The organism is Marinobacterium sp. xm-d-579, assembly GCF_013282935.1.
Taxonomy (GTDB): Bacteria; Pseudomonadota; Gammaproteobacteria; order Pseudomonadales; family Balneatricaceae; genus Marinobacterium_E.
This window is the reverse complement of the sequence record NZ_WBYP01000003.1, coordinates 158,798-179,372: the sequence shown is the minus strand read 5'-3', so window position 1 is coordinate 179,372 and position 20,575 is coordinate 158,798. Positions and strand designations below refer to the sequence as shown.

The window sequence follows — 20,575 nt, the reverse complement described above, 5'->3', positions numbered from 1 at the left end:
TTGGTTTTACCCTTTTAAACGTCGTGCAAAACGTTTCTCAATAGCGGTGATCATAGCGCCCGCAACATCCTTACCGGAAGCCCCCTCAATACCCTCTAAACCTGGGGATGAGTTAACCTCCAATAGAAGAGGGCCTTTGCGAGAACGGATGATATCAACACCCGCCACCTTCAGACCTAGGGTTTTAGCCGCTTTAATCGCTAGCTTGCGCTCTTCTGCTGAAATGCGAACCGAAGAGGCCGAACCGCCTTGGTGTATGTTTGCACGGAACTCGCCTGGTGCCGCAGTACGCATAATCGAAGCGACTACTTTGCCGTCAATGACAAAACAGCGTAGATCTTTGCCATCCGCCTCTTTGACAAACTCTTGTACCAACAAGTTAGCTCGAAGCGCTTTAAACGCGTTGATTACCGACTCAGCTGCTTTACCCGTTTCGGCCAACACAACTCCACGACCTTGCGAGCCTTCGAGTAGCTTTACGATCAAAGGTGCACCGCCGACCATCTCAATGAGGTCATTGGTATCCATCGGTGAATTGGCAAAGCCTGTTGTAGGAATATCCAAACCCGACTTCTGCAGCAGTTGCAGCGAGAAGAGTTTGTCACGCGAACTTGTGATCGCCTCTGCCGTATTCTGAACATAGACGCCAAGACTCTCAAAGTGACGAGCCAGTGCACAGCCATAAAACGTCATTGAAGGTCTAATTCTAGGAATGATGGCATCAAAATCGTTCAGGATAGCGCCACCACGGTAGTGAACCTCTGGATTATCAGCATCCATCTTCATGTAACACTGTTTGATGTTCAAGAAGACCATCTCATGTCCGCGCGCCTCACCCGCCTCAATCAAACGACGGTTTGAGTAGAGATCCGGATTGCTAGCCAACACACCAATTTTCAGAGCAGTGCGAGCTGTTGGGTTCACACCGTACATCTGATTACACTCAGTAATGGTGCGCTCACCCTGCAGACAACTACCTTCAGGATCAACGATCATGCGACCTGACATCGCTTCACGACCCAGCAACATTCTATAACCCATAGAATCACGGTTAGTGAGTGTTAACTCAGCCTCAAACGTTTGATCTGCCAGGGTAATGTTGGTTTTTACAACGTAACGTCTCTCGGCTGTTCCGCTTGATGACTTTACAGTACGGCGATCAACTACCTGAGCTTCACAACGAACAACTAGCTCATCATTTTTTTGCAGAGGGTGGATCTCGAAAGAGACCCAAGTGTCTCGATTACGAGTGAATTTACGAATGTTAAACGCATGCAGTGATGAGGTTTTTGCCCCCGAATCGACACGAGCTTTAACAGCGGGCAGGCCCAATAGAGGAAGGCCACACCACTCCTCAGAACCAACGATCAGTTTGTCCATAATGTTCTCCATTTAATGGGGCGAACCATAGCTCATAAATCCCCAATCACGTAGCTTTTTATAGCAACGATTGGTGAAAAATACTCAGCCTTTATCTGTATATTTTTTAGCCATATTTAATACCACTTTCAAAAAATAGGTCTATATTGAAGGAGATAGAGTTAAGTTACTGAATTCAGGAGTTGTAAATTGCGACGTAGGCAATTTATTAAAAACGCTGCGGGTATTGCACTGCCTGCAGCAATTGGGGGCTTCCCTGCGATTTTAAAAGCAGAGAATGCTCGCCCGACTATTCGTGTCATGGGAACTCACGTTACCCTGCAGGAAGAGCTACGTCTGCGTGCCGAAAAAGAGCTCGGGATTAATATTCAGTTCTACCCAGGCGGTAGTGCTGAAGTACTCATGCGCGCAACAACCAACCCCTCCTCATTTGATCTGTATGAGCATTGGTCAAACTCCATAAGAGTTCTATGGAATGCCGGTGCGATTCAATCAATCGATACACAACGAATTCAGTACTGGAATGAGATCAATAACCTCTCGAAAAACGGTCAGATTTCGGAGGGCGCCAAGATCGGCCGCGGCGATGCACCACACCGTATTCTCTATGTACAGAAGGATAAAACTTTAGGCCGTGAGCCTAGCCAAAACGTTAGTTTCCTACCCTATGTGCACAACACCGACTCCTTTGGCTATGACTCACGCTACATTGATGTTGGCGAACCCTACATCACAGAGAGCTGGGGCTGGCTCTTAAACGATAACTATTCCGGTAAGGTCGCCATTGTGAACGAACCCACGATCGGCATATTTGATTTAGCCTTAGCCGCTCAAGCAAAAGGACTTATGACCTTTAATGACATAGGTAACATGAGTATCAGTGAGATCGATCAGCTGTTTGAGATCGCAATTGATTACAAAAAACGCGGCCATTTCAGGGGGGTATGGTCATCCGTCCCCCACTCCGTTGAGTTGATGGCGAACAACGAAGTCATCATTGAGAGCATGTTCAGTCCCGGTGCTTCTGCACTCCAAGGGCAAGGGATCCCGTGCATTTACGCTGCGCCGAAAGAGGGCTATCGAGCATGGCATGGGGTCATGTGTCTCTCCAGCCAAACGCGGGGCGAGCAAGAGGACGCAGCTTACCAATTTATGAATTGGTGGTTATCGGGTTACCCAGGAGCCTTTATTGCAAGGCAGGGGTATTACATCTCCAACCCAGAACGCTCTAAACAGTTTATGAGCCCAGAGGAGTGGGACTATTGGTACGCGGGCAAACCCGCCGCTACATCGCTAAAAGGGACAGATGGCTCGATTTCAGTAGCGGAAGGTTCCATAAGAACGGGCGGATCCTACGAACAACGCTTCAGCAATGTTGCCGTTTGGAACAGTGTCATGGACACCTATGACTATACACTGCCCAAATGGAAAGAATTTGTGCTGAGTTAGGGGAGTTGAATGCCTGCTCAAAGAGTTCCTTTTACCACTCGAATTTACACCGGTTATTTTTTAATGGGGCTGATTACCCTTGCGCTGGGGATTATTGCTTTTATCGGGCTCACAACCCTTAACAAACAGTTTGATCAACAAAACGATCTATCGAGCAATTTAAAACATGCAACGCAATTAGGTTTTCATGCAGCCGAGATGCAGAGCCGCGCTGAAACCTTTTTAAGAGTTGGTCAGACCCAAGCAGCCGACTCTGTCGACAATGCCTACCGATCTGCACTGTACGAGCTATCAACGCTCTCGTCATTAGAGAGCGAAACAGCCAAACCGATCATAAAACGAGTGGATGAACATCTTCATACTTTTCAAAAGGCGTTTAAGGCAGCTAAAACTCAGCGATCGCGCCGACAACAGCTTGTAAAGACAACACTTCCCAGTGTCACGAATAGCTGGGGCGCTCTAATCGAAGCCTATCAAAAGCAGACCATATCGGCCGGCTCTTTAGCGATTAGCAACAATATTTGGCGAGACCTATTAATCATCGAAAAACACATGGGGCAATATTTTGAGTCACTCAACCCAGCCGAGCTGGAACTGGTGGATGAGTACTATCAACACGTAATGGGGTTGATAGAAGATCTCTACATTCTAGAGAGCTACCCCCCACAAATCACCCGTTTAGATATCATCCATGACTCATTGGCTCGTGGTTACTCAACATTCAATGAGGGTGTTCAAACCACCCGAAACTATCTCTTTTTAATTAATGTTGTCATGGCGGCCGAGAGTTATGAAATTAAATATCTTTCTGAGAAATTAACTCAAGAGTTCAGGCAGGCCCTAAGCAGCACTCAAGAACAATCTTCAAGCATAGTCAGTTCTTTATCACAGCAGCTAATTGCACTCTGCATTCTCTTCATCTTGATGACGGTCATTATCGGAATGGTCGTCGGCAGAAGTATAGAGAGACCCATTGCCAGACTGAGAGAGATTTTTGATCAACTATCCAATGGCGAGCGAAAAGTACCCATCCCAACTTACCACTCTAAAGACGAGATAGCGGCCCTGGCTGTTTCAGCAGAGGCATTTAGGGAGGCCAACGAAAACACACAGAAGTTGCTCGATAAGTACCAAGAGCTCAGTTCGCAACTCGATGAGAAGGTCAAACAACGAACCAAAGAGCTCGAGAAAGCGAATCACCGATTAAAAGATCTATCAGTAAAAGATGGACTTACGCAGATCTATAACCGACGCTTCCTCGATGCAAGCTTGGTCGAAAACTTTAATCGTGCCCGACGCAGCGCCCTTCCACTATCGGTTATTATCTTAGATATCGATTACTTCAAAGCGTACAACGATACCTACGGCCATCAGGCGGGCGATACCTGTATTCAACGTGTCACCCAAGCGATGAGTCATATATTTCATCGCTCTACTGATACCGTCGCTCGTTACGGTGGAGAAGAGTTTGTTGCTCTCCTTTTCGACACGCCTGCACCAGCGGCACAAGCGCTTGCTGAAAAACTGCGTAAAGAGATTGAATCGAAAAACATTCCGCATCGTGCATCACCCATTGGTTGTGTCACGGTGAGTTTGGGCTGTTGCACCTGGACACCTGATACAGAATTCATGAGTGGCGAAGAGCTTTTAAATCAGGCAGACAAAGCGCTGTATCGATCTAAAGATAGCGGGCGAAACCAATTAGGCATCTGTTCTACAAAACCGCCATCAGAAGGGAGTAGCTGAGTATTCCTGCTAGTAATGAGTAGAGTAGGCTTCGCGTCCAAGCGCCAACCAACAAGGTTAAACACGCAGCGATCAGTCGAGTCGGCTCTAACTCTCCGCTGCTGCTACTTAACACCATAGGCATAGCTATACCCGGCAAAATAGCCACCGATGTATAGCCCAAAGCTCGCTCAACCGGTTTGGGAAGTTGACGATCACCAATTAGCCCTAAGAAAGAGAAACGAATCGCAAAGCTGCCCAGACTTAAGCCCGCTATGATCATCCAAACATACAGATCAGAGTGAATCATACAGCCTCCTTCGAACGGCGCTTTTCAAGCCAAACTTCCGATAGATAGCCCACCGCCAACGCCATGACTCCGGCCACCAAAAGTCCTGAACTGAATGGGAAATCTGCAAATAACAAGGTAAACAGGACTGAGGTAAATGCTGCAAGTAGGTGTGGAATACTTCTTAAAAGTGGTGCAACCAAGGCTAAAAAGGTGACGGGGACCGCAAATTCTAGCCCTAACTCGGACGGAATTTGATTGCCCACCACCGCGCCAAGATAAGTGCCGAGATACCATAGAGAGGATACCGGAATCGCGACCCCAAAAAAGACACCTAACCGCTCATCCAACGAAAGATCGGGGTTTTTATTGTGCTCTAGCGCTGTCACAGCGTACGACTGATCAAAAATCCAATAGCTTGCTAGGACTCGCTGCCAGAGTTTCGCTTTCCCAATCAGTGGCACTAGGGCAGCTGAGTACATGCCCATCCTCAGGTTCACGGCAAGCGAGGTGGCTAGAATAATGACGGTAGGGGCATTCTCCTCCATAAGTGTCACGGCTGTAATTTGCGCAGCGCCTGCCAAGACCGCAAAGCTAAACCCCATCACTTGAAGCACATTTAAACCTGCTTCAGTGGCTAACAGCCCAAACAGCGTGCCAAATGGAACCATGACAATATAGAAAGGGAGCGACGAGATAAAACCACGCCTAGCGCCTTGCCAAAATAGCTTATTACGACCAAACAACAGAGGTTTCCTTATGGGACGGAAAAAGTGAGAATAGCGTTTCAATTAGGTCCACTATTGTGATCTTTAGCCAACGCGACAACAAGTAAAAAGAGGAGCTAAGTGCTCGACAAAATCCTGAATGCATTTCGCAATTCAAAATGGCGAGGCTCAAGTTTCATTATCGTGGGTATCGATTTTGTAGAACACCAACTCGCCCAAGCACTAATTGAGAGAGGTGGAAAAATAATAGCCTTTATCGATGATGAGCCATGGAGCCATAAAACCGAGATGCTTGGAGCCACGCTTCGATACCCAAGCGAAATAGAAGCACTGGCTCAAAGACATCATGTACAAGCTGTGGTTACATTCAACCAAAGAGCTGAACTGCTGCCTGATGAATGCATTAAGCAACTTAGTTCAATGAACATACCCACTGTCCAAATGGACCCAAACCTGAGTTTGGAAGAACAACTAAATACGATCTCTTCAACGCTGGACTCATATGAACAGAAGTAACGCGACACTGATTGGTTTTTCAGCCATAGCGCTATGGGGTGCCTTGGCTCTATTAACTCGGTTAACGGACAACCAGATCCCACCCTTTCAATTAATGTCGATGACCTTCGCCATTGCATTTCTACTGATGCTAACCAAATGGCGTAAAGAGGGTCACTGGGGTGTCCGCTACGCAAAACAGAAAAAGTCTGTCTGGCTATTAGGCGTGAGTGGCTATTTTGGTTACCACTTCTGCTATTTTCTAGCGATGTCGAAAGCACCGGCTGTGCAGGTCAGTCTATTAGCCTACCTTTGGCCCCTACTGATTGTTCTGTTCTCAACCCTTCTGCCTGGCCACCGTTTTAGATGGGCGCATCTAGTCGGTGCTCTATCAGCCCTAACGGGTTGTTGGTTATTGATTGGAGGGGGTAGTGATGCCTTCGAACCGCAATACACGTCAGGTTATCTAATCGCCCTAGCCTGCGCTCTAATCTGGTCTACCTTTTCTGTCACCAGCCGCTTGGCCGCCAATGTACCGACCGATGCAGCGGGCTGGTTTTGTGGTGCCACAGCCGTATTGGCCTTTTTCTGTCATCTAGCTTGGGAGACGACTGTTATGCCAGCCAACCTGATTCAATGGATAGGAGTGATTGGTCTAGGTCTAGGGCCTGTTGGCATTGCCTTTTTCACCTGGGATTACGGGGTAAAGCACGGCAATATTCAACTGCTGGGGGTACTAGCCTATTCGGCACCGTTGATCTCGGTCGTGCTGTTGGTTCTGTTTGGATTAGCGGAACCGAGCTGGACTCTTGCCTGGGCCTGTCTGGCTATTGTCGGTGGGTCACTGATTGCAGGTTTTGAACGCAACAAAAAAGCCGCTTAATAGAGCGGCTCTTCAATCACTTAGCGGAACTTAAAACGCTGTACCCGCTTTACCGCCTAGCTTCTTCAGGATAATTGCCAATGGGCAGAATCCAGTAAAGGCTGTTTGGAATAGGTTCGCACCAACAAAGGCTGTGAACCACAACCAGTACTCACTGACAAACAGTGGGCTAGCCGCTACGCCCAGTGCCAAGCTCAACAAAACCATAAAGCCAGCAAAGGCAAATACCATACGTTCTACAGACATGTTCCGTCCCTCTCAAAATTGAAATTAAGTGGTTCAACTAGAACCAATATCGATATATTAGTTTTTACTAATTAAACAAGCAACTAATTTATAAAATGCACAGCGACCTCTAACCAAACCGTGTAAAATATTCAGATCGAAAATTTTTAAGGAGTGGGCGATCCCATGAACGAAATCACCATCAAAACACCCGATGATTGGCACCTTCACTTTCGTGATGGCGATATCCTTGCTGAGACAGTAGCAGCTACCGCTCGCTGTTTTGATCGTGCGATTGTCATGCCTAATCTTGCACCACCGGTTCGTAACGCTGCTGACGCAGAGGCCTACAAACAGCGCATCCTTGCTGCACGACCAGCGGGTTCGAACTTTGAGCCATTAATGACGCTTTACCTCACCGACAGAACCACCGCTGAAGATATCAATGAAGCGGCTAAAGCGGGCATTAAAGCCGTTAAGCTTTACCCTGCCGGTGCGACCACAAACTCGGATGCTGCAGTAACAAACATCGATGGCTTAGCCGATGTGTTCGCTGCGCTGGAAGCGAACAACATGCTTCTACTGGTCCATGGTGAGGTCACTGATTCGCATATTGATATTTTTGATCGCGAAAAAGAGTTCATCGATCAACGCATGGGCCCAATTACTCAGAAGTACCCAACCCTTAAAATTGTCTTTGAACACATCACCACCAAAGACGCTGCTGAGTTTGTGCTTGCAGCGGGCGGTAACATTGGTGCCACCATTACACCGCAACATTTGATGCTGAACCGTAATGATCTTCTGGTCGGTGGTATTCGCCCACACAACTACTGCTTGCCGGTCTTAAAGCGCAATATCCACCAGCAAGCGCTACGTGATGTCGTTGCATCAGGCTCTGACAAATTCTTCTTAGGTACCGACTCAGCACCGCATGAACAGGCTAAAAAAGAGACCGCCTGTGGCTGTGCAGGCTGTTACAGCGCCTGGGCAGCCATTGAGCTATACACCCAAGTATTTGATGAGTTAGGGGCACTGGATAAACTGGAAGGTTTTGCGAGCCTCCACGGCCCGAAGTTTTACGATCTACCCGAGAACACTGGCACCATCACACTGGTGAAAGAGTCCTGGACACTACCAGAGAGCATCACCCTACCGAATGGCCGCCCCATCATCCCATTCATGGCCGGAAGTGAGGTTCAGTGGAAGCTGAAAAGCTAGAACTCACTTGCAAAGCGAGGCGGTATCAGTAAGATTCACGCCTCAAGTTAAAGCGCCCGCTCTAAGGGGCGTTGAATCGCTTAAGCGATTCAACGAGTCTATCCCGGCGATGGATAGCAATATACAATTCAACAACACAACGCGCCCGTAGCTCACCGGAGCGCCGGCCGGCTGGATAAAGCAGCAGGTTCCGACCCCGTTGGTCGGGGGTTTAATAAAATTAAGTAGAAGTTTAGCGTCTATAGCTCAGCTGGATAGAGTAGCAGGTTCCGATCCTGTTGGTCGGGGGTTCGAATCCCTCTAGGCGCGCCATATAAACCAAAAGGCCCCGCATACTGCAGTATGCGGGGCCTTTTGGTTTATTGGAGAGTGTTGAGACTCTAAGAAGGGGGTTCGACAAAATTGTCGGGAACAATTTTGAACGCACGCCAGTGCGGGCCTGAAAGGCCGAGGTCAGGATTGACCGAGTAATCCCGGGCGCGCCATCTCTACCTTCACCAAGCAAAACCAATCCGTTTAAATGGGTAATTCGACTTTAACGCCAAGCCCACCAAGCAATCCGTCACTAAAGCTTAAATTACCCGAATAGCTCTCTACTACCGCTTTACTGATGGCGATACCAAGGCCTGAACCTGACACTGCAGAATCTTCGTCTAAACGAACGCCTCGTTGAGTTAGTCGAATCATATTCTCTTGCGACACCCCTGTTCCATCATCCTCTATTAAAAGAATCCAACGGTGATTTTCACGTGAGTAGGTTATCGATAACTCAGCTTTTGAAGTCGCATACCTTAGGGCGTTATCTAGCAAATTGCCAATAAGCTCGAGCATATCATCTCGATCATAGGGGAGTTCATATCGGGGCAGTTGTTTTAGGTGTAACTCCTTACTGGGGTAAATTCGTTTAAAGAGCTCAACCATAGGGGTCAAGTCAGCGTCAGGAGCAAACAGTTTGCCGGGCGTTGGTGTTCCTGAAATACGAGCTCGTCGAAGTTCGCGGTCCATCAAATGCTGAAACTCTTCACTAAGAGCTATTAACTTGGCAGAGTTTTCATTTGAATCTAGTTCAGAGGAGAGCCAGCGCAACTTCTGAATAGGCCGCTTCAGCTCATGAGCTAGATTGCCTAAACCTGTGCGTGATCTCTCTATTTGCGCAGCTGAGCGAGCCAATAATCGATTGAGCGCAGAGGCTAAAGGCGCTATCTCTCGAGGAAGTTGATTCGGAAATTGAATCGATGAACTGATGTCACCAGCCTCAATCGCTTGCCGAACTGGCTCTAGGCTAGCAAAACCTGATTTAACCATTCGCCTTTGTAGCCAAACGACCACCCCAAAAACAACCACCATGATTAGAAATAGCAGCAGTTCTAGCAGCCACTGATTGTGATAGAGCTCCGTTACATCCTCAGCAACCGCAAGCGTAAAATTGACATCTGATTTTTTAAATCCTTGAGTAAGAATCATCCAGCGCTGGTCATCATTAATAATCACCGCAATATCAACAATGCCAGGGGCAACTGACGATACATTAAGCTCGCGATCCCAAAGAGAGCGAGAGAGTGCCTGAAACTGCTCGGACTGAAGTTTGAAATAGTGGCCAGACTCTACGCGTTGATAAATAGAGGAGATACGCTCTTGTTGCAGTTGCCACTGACTGTTTGTATCCAAACTCAAAGCGGTGATAATCGTCTCTGCATCATGACCAAGGCGTTGTTCGATAATGTCATCAACAAACGAGCGAACAGTAAGATGTAAGGGCACTAACAGCAGAACAGCAAGAAGCAGCAGAAGTTTAGTTAAGCGAGACTGGAGATGCGCCTCAATTGAGTATCCCTGCTTAAACATCTTATTCGCTCACATCCAACTGAACGATGTATCCCTGGCCACGTTTGGTCTCAATGAACTCTTTCCCAAAATATTGGCGAAGACGGTTGATGTAGACCTCGATCACGTTGCTATCTTTGAGCATCTCCTCTTCATAGACATGTTCACTCAGCTCTGTCTTAGATACGATTTTTCCTGCATGAGTAATCAGATAACGCAGCAATCGAAACTCTTTGCCGGTCAATGAAATACTCTGCCCTAACGCATCAATTGCCTGTTGGGTATCAACGTTTAAAGAAACGCCCTGACAGACTAAAGTGTTATCTGCACGCCCTTGATTACGGCGCATCACCGCTTCTATACGCGCTTGGAGCTCTTCAAAATGGAAAGGCTTAGTAAGGTAGTCATCTGCACCATGCTTAAGACCATCCACCTTCTCTTGCCAGGAGTCGCGAGCCGTAAGAATCACAATGGGGGTATCAATACCCGCACCTCTCAGGTTAGATAGCACCTCAATTCCTGGGCGTTTAGGCAACCCCAGGTCGAGAATAATGCCGTCAAATGACTCTTCTTGAGCAAGAAACTCGCCATCTACTCCATCTCGGGCCACCTCCACTGCAAAGCCCGCTTTTTGCAATTGGGGTTTTAATTGATCGATGAGTTCGGTGTCATCTTCAATGAGCAGTAGGCGCATCATTAATCCTCCAATTTCTCTTGAAGAAGCTCACCCGAAGCTGCGTCGATGTAATACTCACGCACCTCACCGTCACCACCGAGAACCTCAAATTCATAGATCAATTTGCCATCTTTGCGTTCTAGCTCAAGATCTAAGATTTTGCCGATAAATGTCTGTGCGTGTCTGTCCTGTAGTTCCGAAAGTGAGAGGATATGACCCGACTCCAACAACTCCCTCGCCTCCCGCTGTGAGAGGTTATCTCCCGCAATAGAAGGCAACGAAAGTGCTAGGAGATTAATGATCCCAGCGGCCGTGATTCGGAATATTGACCGAGTCGTCATCAAAGTAGCCCTGCTCTGCTCTATCCCCGTGACAAGCCTGACACTGGCTAAAACTACCAACATCTGGATTACCGGTTACCATACGATCCGGTACCTCATCATGCTTCTTTTTAAAGTAACGTAACTCAGTAATACGCAGTGGTGTAGCGTTATCTGATACGCTGCGTAAAAACTTACGTGCCCTTCGATTTGAACTGTTTTCAGCCGCATTATCAACCAGATACTGAGTAATCGCTTGTTGTGATGTAGGATCCAACTCGGCATTTTCACCAAAGTGATTATCTAAATTACCCATCATCTTCTGCCAACTTCGCTCAGGTAGAAATCCTGTAGGATAGGCCATATGACAGTCTGCACACTCATCAATATAGAGCTGGCGTGCTGGCGAATTATCTGTCTGTTTTAAAGCACCATTTCGACGCTCACCGTACTCATCGTCATCTTGACCGAAGATTTTCCAGCCCTCATCAGCGAAGGCGACATTAACAACACCAACCATTCCAACCCCTAGAGCACTAGTAAGCAGTGTCGTACCCAAAATCCAACGGACCGTTTTAATGCTAAGTTTCATATTTCTATCTCGCTCTTATTGATTAGATAACCAGAGTAGGATGTCTCCTTTCTCTGCTGGGGTGCACTCGCGGCCAAGCGTCCATTTACAGTTCCTTAGGAACCACTTATTAATCTTATGATCCTGCGTAAGTCGCTCCGGATTTACGCTTGGCGCTAGAGGATCAATCGCCTTTTTGGTTTTTGCATGCTGGCCTACCAGTTTCACATCAGACCCATGACAGGTTGTACAGCTCTTACCGTTAAAGTCTCGGTTCCACAACGCTTTACCTGCGTCTGCATTAGCACTTTTACCACTAGCCGCCTCGAAGGCTGCCACCATGCGATCACTCACTGGCGTTGCATTTGCAGCCACTACAAAGAGTGAACCTATCAGTGCGATAGCAAATTTATTAATTCTCATCGCCCTTCTCCTCGATCTCTTTTTTCCCGTTGATCATCGCTCGAACTAGGTTTTCCCCATGGACTAAACTGCTGATTAAGACACCTGATATATGGAACAACACGAAGGCTAGAACTAGATTAGCAACGGCCTCATGAACGTCTTCCATCCAGTACCCTGAAATCGACTCTACCCAAGTGCCAGCAAGCGGTCCTATGCCATCTGGCGCTACAGAAGCCATGCCTGTAAAAGTGAGTAATCCAAGAGAGAGAAGCAGGACAATCACCATTAATCCACCTGCCGGGTTATGCCCCACATAGTGTTTAGGACGCAAAGCAGCCAGATCAATCAGATAGCTTTTAATCGTATTTATACGGTAAACAAAATCGCTGAAGCGTGCGTGGCGGGTGCCAATAAAACCCCACACAATACGGAAAGCTACTAAAGCGGCAATGGTATAACCGGCCCAGAAATGTAGAGTGTCAAATTCGTCTGCACTTATCCAAGCGATCGCAAAGCTCAACACGAGCGCCCAGTGAAAAACACGGACTAATGGATCCCAAACCCTGATCTCTTTTTTCATTGAATACTCCAAAGGTTTATTCAAATTTCTCAACTTGAATGAGATCTTGCCTTGAGCAAGATAAAACCAAGCTTAAAAATTTATTATGAGATTGGAGTTACAAAAAATTGAGGAGAAGCAGCTAATAGTGCTTCTTTATGCAGTGCGAATTTAGAATAGCTTATTGGAGATATCCGTCTAATCGGTTATCGCTTTCTGGCACGACCGCCAGACCCACTGGAAGACTTTCCGCTTTTAGCCGCGCCACCGCGTTTTGCTCCTCGATCAGGATGCTTGGTTGTTGGTTTACGCACGATCGGTTTGCCTGCAGCATTTCGTTTTGGTCCGTTGGAATTGGGTTTTTTACCCTCTCCGTGGCTATTACGATTTGCATGCCCTTTCTTGTGTGTGGATTGAGAGGGCTTTGATCTGTTCGGGCTGCGTGACTTACGTGTTCCGGGCTTCGCCTCTGACGAGGAGTGCTCTACTGATTTTAACAGTGTTGTTAACTCTTTTTGTGTCAGATCTCGCCAATCGCCAAGCGCTAGGCCCTTCAGGTCGACGTTCATAATGCGGGTACGCTCTAGCTTTACGACCTCATAGCCAAAATGTTCACACATACGGCGAATCTGTCGGTTAAGCCCTTGAACAAGCGTTATGTTGAATACACGAGTATCTAGCTTTTTCACGGGGCACTTTTTGGTCATTGTGCCAAGAATGGGGACTCCGCCCGCCATCCCTTCTATGAACGCCGGAGTGATCGGTTTATTAACCGTGACCACATACTCTTTCTCGTGGTTATTACCCGCGCGCAGGACTTTGTTAACCAAATCGCCATTATTGGTCATAAAAATCAGACCCTGAGAGTCTTTATCTAGACGGCCGATTGGGAAGATACGCACACCGTGATTAACGAAATCAACGATATTGTTGGGACGAGAGCTTTCTGTAGTCGATTCAATCCCTACAGGTTTATTTAGGGCAATAAAGACGAAGTCATCGGGCTCTGGTGGGTCGATCATCTGACCATTGACGCGAACCTGATCTCCAGGGTGTACTTGGTCTCCAATCTGAGCCCGTTTACCGTTAATAAAGACATTACCCTGTTCAATAAAGCGATCGGCTTCTCGTCGAGAGCAGATACCACTCTCACTGATAAATTTATTGAGTCGCTTTGCTGAACCGTTGAACATAGCTTAGAGTAATCCTGATTAGTTGATCGTCTATTGTATCGATCGAACCAGGCTTCACCAACTTAGACCGCAGATTCATAAGTGAAAAAATGACAAACATAACCGCTTTGCTCTTGGCCCTGTCTGTAACAGCACCTGTATTAGCCGATACAGATAACTACACCTTTATATCGGGAAGTGACATTTATGAAGCTTTATCACAAGAGTCGATGGTCGTTCAGGGGTATGTGTTAGGCGTGACCGATGCACTGAAGCACAGCACAGATTCTAGTAGCTGTTTTGTGATTCCTATGCGTCCCGATGCGGATGCCGTTATCTATTCAACCTATTTAGACTATTGGCAGAACCGCCAAATTCCCGACAGTGGAACTGAGGCAATTACTCAGATGATGCTAAACAACTTCCCTTGTACGACCAACGTCGAAAATAACTGATATTTCTTAGTAACAGCGTTTAATTACTAATTATTCTACGATTTTTATTCTCAAACTTTGAAAATTGAGAAATATCAAATTAAGGTGTTAGCAGAAATGAAAAAACTGACTAAAAGTTATAAGTCAGTTTTGTTTTTTCTACAAAATGGAGAAAGAAATGAATTTCAAATTTCTAGCCGCAATCCTTACTTCGTTGATGATGGCTTTCGCATTTGTATCACCAGTTCAGGCTGCTGATGAGGGTGAAGCAAAATCCATCTACTGCGATGACGGTTCACTGTGTGTACCAGAGGGTGAGCCAGAACCCGAGTGTGATTAAGTTCAACACTCAATAACTTATAAAAAAAGAAACATCACTGAGGAATCAAATATGATCCGTAAATCACTTGTTATGGGCCTAGTAGGCGTAGTTGCTTCAGGAATGGCGAGCCTTTCAATGGCTGGCTCTCACTCGGACGACAAACCAGTCGGCATCACTGGCGACCTAATGTCGATCGAAGTCATGCACAATGGCAGCAAAGTGACGGTTGAGCGTAACGCTGACAACCAGAACACTGTTAACCCATCATTCGCATTGACTTCACGTCCTTGTCCTCCTTTCTGTATTCAGCCAATGAAACTAGCACCTGGTGTTGAAACCATTGGTGAAGTAGAGATGATTGGCTACATGGAGAAAGCGTCTGCAGGTGACGACTCTATCCTAATCATCGACTCACGTACTCCAGACTGGGCTGCGCGTGGCATGATCCCTGGTGCGATCAACCTACCATGGACAGCGCTATCAACTCGTAAAGGTGCTGACCCAATCTCTATTGGTGAGATCTTCACTGACACATTCGGTGCTGAAGAGTTCGACGGTCTTTGGAAGTTCGGTAACGCTAAAACTCTAGTAATGTACTGTAACGGTATGTGGTGTGGCCAGTCGCCAACTAACATCAAAGCACTTCTAGACTTCGGCTACCCAGCACACAAAATCAAGTGGTACCGTGGCGGTATGCAGAACTGGGAAAACCTTGGCCTAACTACTGTTAAGCCTTAATTGGGGTTTTATACCTAGTTGAACAAAAAAGCGTAGTTGTTAATGACTGCGCTTTTTTTTGCCCAAAAATAAGGAAGATCCAATGAAAAAAATTCTAATCGCATCACTGGCCGCTCTCACACTGGCTGGCTGTAACTCTGCTGCAACTAAAACAGAGTCGGCTGCAGCAACCAAACCTGTGGGTATCACTGGCAGCCTAATGTCGACTGAGGTCATGCATAACGGTCAAAAAGTCACTGTCATGCGTAACCAAGACAGTAAAAACACCGTAAACCCTTCTTTCGCCATGACATCACGCCCTTGTCCGCCATTCTGTATTCAGCCAATCGTACTGGCACCCGGTGTTGAGACCATTGGTGAAGTTGAGATGGTCGGCTATATGGAAGCGGTCTCATCAGGTGATGACTCAATCCTTATCATTGACTCACGCACCCCAGATTGGGCTGCTCGCGGTATGATTCCTGGAGCTGTAAACATTCCATGGACTAAGCTATCGACACGTAAGGGGGCAGACCCTATCTCTATCGGCGAGATCATCGTGGAAGATTTCGGTGGTGAAGAGTTTGATGGCTTATGGAAGTACGGTAAAGCTAAAACTCTAGTGATGTACTGTAACGGTATGTGGTGTGGCCAATCGCCAACCAACATCAAAGCGCTGCTTGATTTCGGTTACCCGGCTGACAAGATCAAGTGGTACCGTGGTGGTATGCAGGATTGGGAAACACTCGGTTTCACAACCGTTAAACCCTAAGTCGTGCGTCCCTAAGGATAAGGATAAGAGAGCTTCGGCTCTCTTATCCTTTCACCTTTAATCTTCTCATCTTTTAGTCTAAAGCCAATCCCACCGATCATCTCTGATCCTCGATAAAGCACTAAAACAGTCACAAGTTGCCCCTATATGCTAGTTATACCAACCCCTTACATCTTTAAACGATAAGAACCAAAGATAGCGTTATTTCGAATAAAACTAATAATCGTTATAATGCGCGCAGAATTTTTAGCCTTCGGTCTAGGTTACCCACAAGGTAACAAGTAGAGCCGACTTCAATACAGAGAGGAGCAGCCAATGAAAGCAATCATTTCTAAGGCTTCAACAGCACTATGTACTCTAGGTCTAACCTTTACAGCTCTATCAGCGCAAGCCGTTACTTCTGAAGATGTCATTGCAGAACGTCTAATGCCTGTTGGCAAAGTGTGTCTACAAGGTGATGAGAGCTGTGGGTCAGCATCTGCTGCACCGGCGGGTGGCGCACGAACCGCTGAAGATACCGTCGCTACCGCTTGTAACTCATGTCACGGCACGGGTGTGTTAGGCGCTCCTAAAATCGGTTCGGGTGAATGGGCTGCTCGCCTAGATGCCAAAGGACTAGATACCTTAGTCAGCAATGCCATCAGCGGTATTGGTGCGATGCCTCCACGTGGTACTTGTGCAGACTGTTCTGATGACGACATCAAAGCAGCCATCGAGTACATGATTGCTCAATAAGCGATGCTTGATGAAAAACAGCGCCTGAGGGCGCTGTTTTTATTTGTAATATCAGAAATCATCTAAAAGGTTTTTTAAACCTGCCAAGGTTTGTTTACCTCTGGCTCGGTTTCGCTCTGGATCGACTTCGCCATGCCCTTCACGCTCAATATCCTCGTCGGGCAGTTCGTCTAAGAATCGACTCGGTTCACAACTCTGCCACTCTCCAAACTGTTTACGCTTCTTCGCTAACGTCATCGCTAAGGTACGCTGCGCTCGTGTGATACCCACATAAGCGAGACGACGCTCCTCTTCAATGGTGTCCGATTCGATGCTATTTCGGTGCGGTAGCAGATCCTCTTCCATGCCCATTAGATAGACATGGGGGAACTCCAATCCTTTCGAGGCGTGTAGCGTCATTAACTGAACACGATCGGAGTCATCCTCCTCCTCTTGGCGTTCTAGCAAGTCGAGCAGCACAAGTCGCGCAATCGCCTCTTCAATACCCGCATCAGGATCATCTTCTTGGATACGCTCCAAGGAGGCACGAAGGGAGTCGACTAGGAACCAGACATTCTGAATACGCTTTTCCGCGACAATATCGCTTGAGGCGTTAGCGGTAATCCACTCTTCGTAGCCAATTTCGGCGATCAGTTCACGAATCGCCCCAATGGGATCCGACCCCAAACAGAGTGAGTGCAAACGCTCTATCATCTCAGTAAAGGCACGCAGCCGAGCCAGCGCGTTGGGCTTCATAACCTGCTCGATACCCAACTCATCGACCGCTGCAAACATACTAATATGTCGCTCGGTTGCATACTCCCCGAGCTGCTGCAACGTGGTGGGCCCGATCTCTCGACGCGGCAAGTTGATGATACGAAGGAAGGCGTTATCGTCGTCGCGATTGATCAACACTTTGAAGTAAGCCATCAAATCTTTGATCTCGGCGCGAGCAAAGAACGAGGTGCCGCCGCTGAGCTTATAAGGCACCTTAAAGTTCTGCATTTTAATCTCGAGCAACCTGGCTTGGTGATTGCCACGATAGAGCACAGCAAAATCTTTAAAGGGTGCGCGCTCTCGCAGGTGTCGTTCCAGAATCTCGGTCGCGATGCGCTCACACTCCGCATCTTCACTGGGTAGGTGTATCAGACGCAGCGGATCACCCATGCCCATTTCGCTCCACAGCGTCTTATCAAACACGTGGGGGTTGTTCGCAATCAAGGTGTTAGCCGCCTTGAGTATGCGGCTTGTAGAGCGATAGTTCTGCTCTAGCTTTACTAGTTTTAAACTTGGAAAGTCGTGCTGCAGTTGGGCCAGATTCTCTGGACGAGCACCACGCCATGCGTAGATCGACTGATCATCATCACCTACGACGGTTAAACCTGTACGATGCCCCACCAGCTGTCGAACTAGACGGTACTGTGACAAGTTGGTGTCTTGGTACTCATCGACTAACAAGTAGCGAATGCGGTTTTGCCAACGCTCTAACACCTCTGGCTTTTGATCAAACAGCCGCACAGGCACCAAAATAAGATCATCAAAATCGACCGCGTTATAGGCACGAAGGTGGCGCTCATATGCCTCATAGGCTCTGGCGCAGAGAATGTCGATCGGCTCTGAGACAGTCTCCAGAGCCTGTTGAGGCGTGATCATCTCATTCTTCCAAGAGGAGATTTGGCTCTGAACGACATTGATCTTATCCGTGTCCTCATCGTGATGGACTAGAAGATCTCGAATTAAGATGCGACTGTCTTGGTCATCAAACAACGAAAAGCCTGGCTTCATTCCGAGCGCTTTATGCTCACGGCGCAAGATGGTTAGACCAAGATTGTGGAAGGTTGAGACAATCAAACCGCGTGCCGCTTTACCCTCCACCAGCGACATGACTCGCTCTTTCATCTCACGCGAGGCTTTGTTGGTAAAGGTAACCGCCGCAATGTGGCGCGCCTCAATGCCGCACTCTTCAATGAGATAAGCGATTTTTCGCGTGATGACACTGGTTTTACCTGAGCCAGCGCCAGCCAATACCAGCAGTGGACCACTGATGTATTCGACGGCTTCTTTCTGACGGGGGTTAAGGCGTGACATGTTTGATGAGCAGACTCGATATTAGGGCGCACAGTGTACACCCTGACATCAGCAAGCCCAAGATCTGCTCATCAGTTAAAGCTGTCGATAGCTGAGCGCCTCCATAATGTGGCTGTTTTCGATCGCCTGATCTGCATTCATATCCGCCAGTGTGCGAGCCACGCGAAGTGCTCTATGGCAAGCCCTAGCGGAGAGCTGTAAGCGTGTCGCTATCACCATAAACTCTTTTGATAATGACTCTGAAGCATTCAGCTCTTTTTGGACTTCACTGCCTGTTAGCTCAGAGTTGAGCTTGCCCTGCCGATCATACTGTCGCTGCTGACACTGACTAACTCGCTTACGAACTGCGTCAGAGCGCTCCTCATGCGATTCGCCGAGTAATAGCTCTTCTGTTGGCACCGCACTTAAAGCCAACCGCATATCAAATCGATCCAACAAGGGGCCAGAGACTCGCCCCTGGTATCGATCGATCGCAGTCTGCGAACATTGACATCGCTCGGTCCCATCAGCGTAGTAACCGCAGGGGCAAGGATTCATCGCCGCCATCAAAGAGAAACGCGCAGGGTAGGTCAGCGTGCCCGCCACTCTAGAAATACTGACCTCACCGGTTTCAAGCGGCTCTCGCAGAACTTCCAGAACAGAACGGGGAAATTCTGGCAGCTCATCCAGAAATAGAACCCCTTGATGCGCCAGTGAGATCTCACCCGGCCTAGGGGAAGATCCACCCCCCACCATCGCCCGTGATGATGCACTGTGGTGCGGTGCTCTGTAGGGTCGTTCACCCCGAAACAATCGCTCGACCGGCAAACCCGAGACCGAATAGATACTGGCCGTTTCGATACAACTGGATTGCGAAAGTGGCGGTAGGATCGATGGCAGTGCTTGGGCCAACATACTTTTACCACTGCCCGGAGGACCGCTCAAAAGCAGGTTATGCATTCCACTGGCGGCCACTTCCAAGGCACGACGGGCCATCGGTTGTCCCCGAACTTCTGAAAGATCTACGGGGTAACTCGGCGGAGAATGAACTGGGGGTTGAGGGTCTATTTCAGGTAGCTTTTCAGCACTCAACGCCTGACATAGATCGTACAGCGTCTTAGCTGAAAGTTGTTGCTTAGCACCCGCGAGAGAGGCTTCTTGGCTATTATCGGGGGCAATAACAATCAGTGAATCCGCTTCAGCACAGGCATAGGCGGCCGGAAATAGGCCTCTAATAGGGTGCAGTTTGCCGTCCAAGCCCAATTCTGAGTAGAGCTCTGCCTGCTGCAGGTGAGTTGTTTTAAGCTGATTGGATGCCAACAGAATGCCAAGCGCAATGGCTAGGTCATAGCGTCCGCCCTCTTTGGGGAGATCGGCCGGTGATAAGTTAACGGTGATTCGTCGTTGCGGGTATTCAAAGCCGGCGTTTAACAGTGCACTGCGCACACGCTCGCGGCTTTCACGCACCGCGGTCTCTGCCATACCCACAATTGCAAAGGAGGGTAAGCCTCCTGAAAGGTGCACTTCAACGCGAACGCGAGGTGCCTCGATACCGAGCTGAGCTCGGCTATAAAGAGTTGCCAATGCCATGACGCCATCCTTGGGTCCTGCAGTTGGCCTAGCGTTG

Annotated in this window: 23 protein-coding genes, 1 tRNA gene and 1 pseudogene; 11 read left to right on the top strand and 14 right to left on the bottom strand. The window is 47.9% G+C overall.

Features of this window, described 5'->3' with window-relative positions:
* Window positions 1–6: 6 nt before the first annotated feature.
* Window positions 7–900 carry a 30S ribosomal protein S6--L-glutamate ligase gene (gene rimK, locus XMD579_RS11290; RefSeq protein WP_217362114.1) on the bottom strand — a complete coding sequence of 298 codons (894 nt, stop codon included), beginning with the start codon at window positions 898–900 and terminating at the stop codon, window positions 7–9.
* Window positions 901–975: 75 nt separating this feature from the next.
* A pseudogene (locus XMD579_RS11285) lies at window positions 976–1,380 on the bottom strand (ATP-dependent zinc protease); the annotation flags it as partial.
* Between the two features lie 189 nt (window positions 1,381–1,569).
* On the opposite strand from XMD579_RS11285, the gene XMD579_RS08110 reads away from it, so the two are divergent.
* Both XMD579_RS08110 and XMD579_RS08105 read left to right on the top strand, forming a co-directional pair.
* Window positions 1,570–2,829 (top strand): PotD/PotF family extracellular solute-binding protein, encoded by a 1,260-nt coding sequence (locus XMD579_RS08110; RefSeq protein WP_254443780.1) that lies wholly within the window; start codon window positions 1,570–1,572, stop codon window positions 2,827–2,829.
* Between the two features lie 9 nt (window positions 2,830–2,838).
* Entirely contained in the window at window positions 2,839–4,575 is a 1,737-nt protein-coding gene (locus XMD579_RS08105; RefSeq protein WP_173506191.1) for a diguanylate cyclase, read from the top strand.
* Here the strand turns inward: XMD579_RS08105 and XMD579_RS08100 are convergent.
* Window positions 4,544–4,864: an AzlD domain-containing protein gene (locus tag XMD579_RS08100; RefSeq protein WP_173484136.1), complete on the bottom strand. Its 321-nt coding sequence runs from the start codon at window positions 4,862–4,864 to the stop codon at window positions 4,544–4,546. The two genes, XMD579_RS08105 and XMD579_RS08100, sit on opposite strands and share 32 nt — an antisense overlap.
* The gene (locus XMD579_RS08095) at window positions 4,861–5,589 is read right to left on the bottom strand and encodes an AzlC family ABC transporter permease (RefSeq protein ID WP_217364105.1); all 729 of its coding nucleotides are present in this window, start codon (window positions 5,587–5,589) and stop codon (window positions 4,861–4,863) included. The genes XMD579_RS08100 and XMD579_RS08095 overlap by 4 nt, the downstream gene beginning before the upstream one ends.
* 102 nt (window positions 5,590–5,691) lie before the next feature.
* On the opposite strand from XMD579_RS08095, the gene XMD579_RS08090 reads away from it, so the two are divergent.
* Entirely contained in the window at window positions 5,692–6,087 is a 396-nt protein-coding gene (locus XMD579_RS08090) for a nucleoside-diphosphate sugar epimerase/dehydratase (RefSeq protein ID WP_173506190.1), read from the top strand.
* Window positions 6,074–6,949 (top strand): DMT family transporter, encoded by an 876-nt coding sequence (locus tag XMD579_RS08085; RefSeq protein ID WP_173506189.1) that lies wholly within the window; start codon window positions 6,074–6,076, stop codon window positions 6,947–6,949. Before XMD579_RS08090 ends, XMD579_RS08085 begins: the two co-directional genes overlap by 14 nt.
* 30 nt (window positions 6,950–6,979) lie before the next feature.
* On the opposite strand, the gene XMD579_RS08080 is transcribed toward XMD579_RS08085, so the two are convergent.
* Complete coding sequence (locus XMD579_RS08080) at window positions 6,980–7,195, bottom strand: DUF2892 domain-containing protein (protein WP_173481920.1); 216 nt, start codon at window positions 7,193–7,195, stop codon at window positions 6,980–6,982.
* 165 nt (window positions 7,196–7,360) lie between these two features.
* Between XMD579_RS08080 and pyrC the strand changes: the two genes are divergently transcribed.
* Both pyrC and XMD579_RS08070 read left to right on the top strand, forming a co-directional pair.
* Window positions 7,361–8,395 (top strand): dihydroorotase, encoded by a 1,035-nt coding sequence (gene pyrC / locus XMD579_RS08075; protein ID WP_173506188.1) that lies wholly within the window; start codon window positions 7,361–7,363, stop codon window positions 8,393–8,395.
* A 235-nt stretch (window positions 8,396–8,630) separates the two neighbouring features.
* Window positions 8,631–8,707: transfer RNA gene (locus XMD579_RS08070), tRNA-Arg, on the top strand.
* 204 nt (window positions 8,708–8,911) lie between these two features.
* Here XMD579_RS08070 and XMD579_RS08065 read toward each other — a convergent pair.
* The 7 genes from XMD579_RS08065 to rluF all read right to left on the bottom strand — a co-directional run bounded on the left by XMD579_RS08065 (window position 8,912) and on the right by rluF (window position 13,943).
* Window positions 8,912–10,240 (bottom strand): sensor histidine kinase, encoded by a 1,329-nt coding sequence (locus XMD579_RS08065; protein WP_173506187.1) that lies wholly within the window; start codon window positions 10,238–10,240, stop codon window positions 8,912–8,914.
* Between the two features lies 1 nt (window position 10,241).
* The gene (locus XMD579_RS08060) at window positions 10,242–10,913 is read right to left on the bottom strand and encodes a response regulator transcription factor (protein WP_173481961.1); all 672 of its coding nucleotides are present in this window, start codon (window positions 10,911–10,913) and stop codon (window positions 10,242–10,244) included.
* A gap of 2 nt (window positions 10,914–10,915) precedes the next feature.
* Window positions 10,916–11,173 carry a PepSY domain-containing protein gene (locus XMD579_RS08055; RefSeq protein ID WP_173489352.1) on the bottom strand — a complete coding sequence of 86 codons (258 nt, stop codon included), beginning with the start codon at window positions 11,171–11,173 and terminating at the stop codon, window positions 10,916–10,918.
* Between the two features lie 16 nt (window positions 11,174–11,189).
* The gene (locus XMD579_RS08050; protein ID WP_173481916.1) at window positions 11,190–11,807 is read right to left on the bottom strand and encodes a diheme cytochrome c; all 618 of its coding nucleotides are present in this window, start codon (window positions 11,805–11,807) and stop codon (window positions 11,190–11,192) included.
* Window positions 11,808–11,822: 15 nt separating this feature from the next.
* Entirely contained in the window at window positions 11,823–12,209 is a 387-nt protein-coding gene (locus XMD579_RS08045) for a DUF1924 domain-containing protein (protein WP_173481915.1), read from the bottom strand.
* Window positions 12,199–12,771: a cytochrome b/b6 domain-containing protein gene (locus XMD579_RS08040; protein ID WP_173481914.1), complete on the bottom strand. Its 573-nt coding sequence runs from the start codon at window positions 12,769–12,771 to the stop codon at window positions 12,199–12,201. The genes XMD579_RS08045 and XMD579_RS08040 overlap by 11 nt, the downstream gene beginning before the upstream one ends.
* Window positions 12,772–12,956: 185 nt before the next feature.
* Entirely contained in the window at window positions 12,957–13,943 is a 987-nt protein-coding gene (gene rluF / locus XMD579_RS08035) for a 23S rRNA pseudouridine(2604) synthase RluF (RefSeq protein WP_173482615.1), read from the bottom strand.
* 89 nt (window positions 13,944–14,032) lie between these two features.
* Between rluF and XMD579_RS08030 the strand changes: the two genes are divergently transcribed.
* The 5 genes from XMD579_RS08030 (at window position 14,033) to XMD579_RS08010 (ending at window position 16,902) form a co-directional block, all read left to right on the top strand.
* On the top strand, window positions 14,033–14,377 hold the full coding sequence (locus XMD579_RS08030) for a hypothetical protein (protein WP_173495346.1): 345 nt from the start codon (window positions 14,033–14,035) through the stop codon (window positions 14,375–14,377).
* A 157-nt stretch (window positions 14,378–14,534) separates the two neighbouring features.
* Complete coding sequence (locus tag XMD579_RS08025) at window positions 14,535–14,696, top strand: hypothetical protein (RefSeq protein ID WP_173495347.1); 162 nt, start codon at window positions 14,535–14,537, stop codon at window positions 14,694–14,696.
* A gap of 51 nt (window positions 14,697–14,747) precedes the next feature.
* Window positions 14,748–15,416 carry a rhodanese-like domain-containing protein gene (locus tag XMD579_RS08020; protein ID WP_217364104.1) on the top strand — a complete coding sequence of 223 codons (669 nt, stop codon included), beginning with the start codon at window positions 14,748–14,750 and terminating at the stop codon, window positions 15,414–15,416.
* A gap of 82 nt (window positions 15,417–15,498) precedes the next feature.
* Entirely contained in the window at window positions 15,499–16,167 is a 669-nt protein-coding gene (locus tag XMD579_RS08015) for a rhodanese-like domain-containing protein (RefSeq protein WP_173506186.1), read from the top strand.
* 315 nt (window positions 16,168–16,482) lie between these two features.
* The gene (locus tag XMD579_RS08010) at window positions 16,483–16,902 is read left to right on the top strand and encodes a cytochrome c5 family protein (RefSeq protein ID WP_173506185.1); all 420 of its coding nucleotides are present in this window, start codon (window positions 16,483–16,485) and stop codon (window positions 16,900–16,902) included.
* Between the two features lie 51 nt (window positions 16,903–16,953).
* Here XMD579_RS08010 and rep read toward each other — a convergent pair whose 3' ends face one another.
* Both rep and XMD579_RS08000 read right to left on the bottom strand, forming a co-directional pair.
* On the bottom strand, window positions 16,954–18,969 hold the full coding sequence (gene rep, locus XMD579_RS08005; RefSeq protein WP_173506184.1) for a DNA helicase Rep: 2,016 nt from the start codon (window positions 18,967–18,969) through the stop codon (window positions 16,954–16,956).
* A 75-nt stretch (window positions 18,970–19,044) separates the two neighbouring features.
* Window positions 19,045–20,538, bottom strand: a complete 1,494-nt coding sequence (locus XMD579_RS08000; protein ID WP_173506183.1) for a YifB family Mg chelatase-like AAA ATPase — start codon at window positions 20,536–20,538, stop codon at window positions 19,045–19,047.
* Window positions 20,539–20,575: the final 37 nt, after the last annotated feature.